A 1819-nucleotide genomic window follows, 5' to 3' on the forward strand; every position below is an offset into this window, starting at 1 on the left:
GCAGGGCGATTTTTTTGTGGAAAGCCCCCATTATCCTTTTCGCGGCCGTGATCTGGTTCCTGCGCATCTACGACAACGGGCGGTATTGTACCTTCCCGCACGCCATCGAGTTCCTGAACAAGCGGTACGAGGATATTTTCCCGATTCTGACATCCTACCCGGAACTCGAAAACTACCTCAGCCCCTTTATGGATGCCTGGCTCGGAGGCGCTCAAGACCAGCTCCAGGGCCAGATAGCATCGGCCAAAATTCCGCTTTCCCGCATGATTTCGCCCCAGCTATATTGGGTCATGTCGGGCGACGATTTCACGCTCGACATCAACAACCCGGACGATCCCAAGATACTCTGCGTGGGGAACAATCCCGACAGGCAAAACATTTACGGAGCGGCTTTGGGATTGTATAATTCCCGGATTGTCAAGCTCATAAATAAGAAAGGCCAGCTCAAATCGGGCATCATCATCGACGAGTTGCCGACAATCTACTTCAAGGGACTCGACAACCTGATCGCCACGGCCAGAAGCAACAAGGTCGCCGTGCTGCTGTGCTTCCAGGATTTTTCACAGTTGAAGAGGGACTACGGGGACAAGGAGGCCGCCGTCGTGATGAACACGGTGGGCAACATCTTCTCCGGGCAGGTCGTAGGTGAAACGGCCAAGACACTCTCGGAACGGTTCGGTAAGGTATTGCAGAAGCGGCAGAGCATGACGTTGAGCCGCAGCGACAAATCGACATCCATATCCACGCAGCTGGACAGCCTGATCCCGGCCTCGAAGATCTCGACGCTCACGCAGGGAATGTTCGTCGGGGCCGTGGCGGACAATTTCGACGAACGTATCGAGCAGAAGATTTTCCACTGCGAGATTGTCGTGGACAACGAAAAAGTGAAAGCGGAAACGGCCCGGTACAAGAAGATACCACAAATTACCGACTTCACGGACGAGAACGGGACGGATCACATGAAACAGGTCGTGCAGGAAAACTACGAACGTATCAAGGCAGAGGCCGGCCGCATCGTCGCCGAGGAACTGGAACGTATCAAGAACGACCCGGTGCTTTGCAAGCTCCTGCCGGAACAGAACTAAATGAACACAAACACCCCGCAAACAACCTCCGTTACCTTAACGGGGGCTGTTTCCTGGTTTTATAACCGTACAGCCGGTGTTTTGGAGCATAAAGTAGTGATTATGTGAACAGAAAACATTATTTTTGTGTTCGGAATCCTTTTAATTATAAGTATGACAGTTGCCGATATATACGAAGCAATGAACAGCAAGGCGGAAGCGTTTTTCGAGTGGTTGCAGGCTCACCCGAAATACGGGTTGCTGTTTGGTGTCGGGTTGCTTGCCCTATGGCTTGCAGGGTTGCTGTTCCGTTGGAAATGGGCGTGTCATTGGCAGTTTAACAGCAAACTGTGGTTATTTGACGATTGCAAGCCTGAAACACGCCGCAGGGTTCAGATTGTGTTGGTCAGCGTTCTGATTATACTTATATTGGTTGGTTTCTTTGTATGGAGATAACGGTATGGAAAAGGACAATCGCAAATACCGGATCTGCTTCATCGACTATATGTGGTATGTAGCCGAGATATGGCACGAAAGGGAGCGTACCAATCTCAACGGACGTATGCTACTGTTTTGGTGCTGGCTCTTCGTCCTACTCATACCGCTTGGGGTTCCGCCGATATTGCGCCTTTTCGGCTGGATGATTGGTTTGGCCATAGTGATTCCTCTCTGCTTTCTTCCCGATTTATTCTGCAAGCTACGCTATACAGCCGGACGGCGTGAAGCGCTCCGTGAACATTACGGGAAGATGAAAC

The 1819-nt window shown here is 51.3% G+C and carries 2 protein-coding genes and 1 pseudogene; all 3 read left to right on the forward strand.

Going from position 1 to position 1819, the window contains the following annotated elements:
- A pseudogene (locus HMPREF9007_RS00175) lies at window positions 1-1085 on the forward strand (TraM recognition domain-containing protein); the annotation flags it as partial.
- Window positions 1086-1238: 153 nt separating this feature from the next.
- Window positions 1239-1520: an Imm17 family immunity protein gene (locus tag HMPREF9007_RS00170; RefSeq protein ID WP_008763904.1), complete on the forward strand. Its 282-nt coding sequence runs from the start codon at window positions 1239-1241 to the stop codon at window positions 1518-1520.
- Between the two features lie 4 nt (window positions 1521-1524).
- The coding region (locus tag HMPREF9007_RS00165) for a hypothetical protein (protein WP_008763905.1) at window positions 1525-1819 on the forward strand (295 nt) is incomplete at its 3' end.

The sequence above is a fragment of the Bacteroides sp. 1_1_14 genome (assembly GCF_000162515.1).
Taxonomy (GTDB): Bacteria; Bacteroidota; Bacteroidia; order Bacteroidales; family Bacteroidaceae; genus Bacteroides; species Bacteroides thetaiotaomicron.

Coding starts and splice junctions, on each gene's coding strand:
- HMPREF9007_RS00170 (WP_008763904.1), top strand. CDS start 1,239: ATGACAGTTGCCGATATATACGAAGCAATGAACAGCAAGGCGGAAGCG.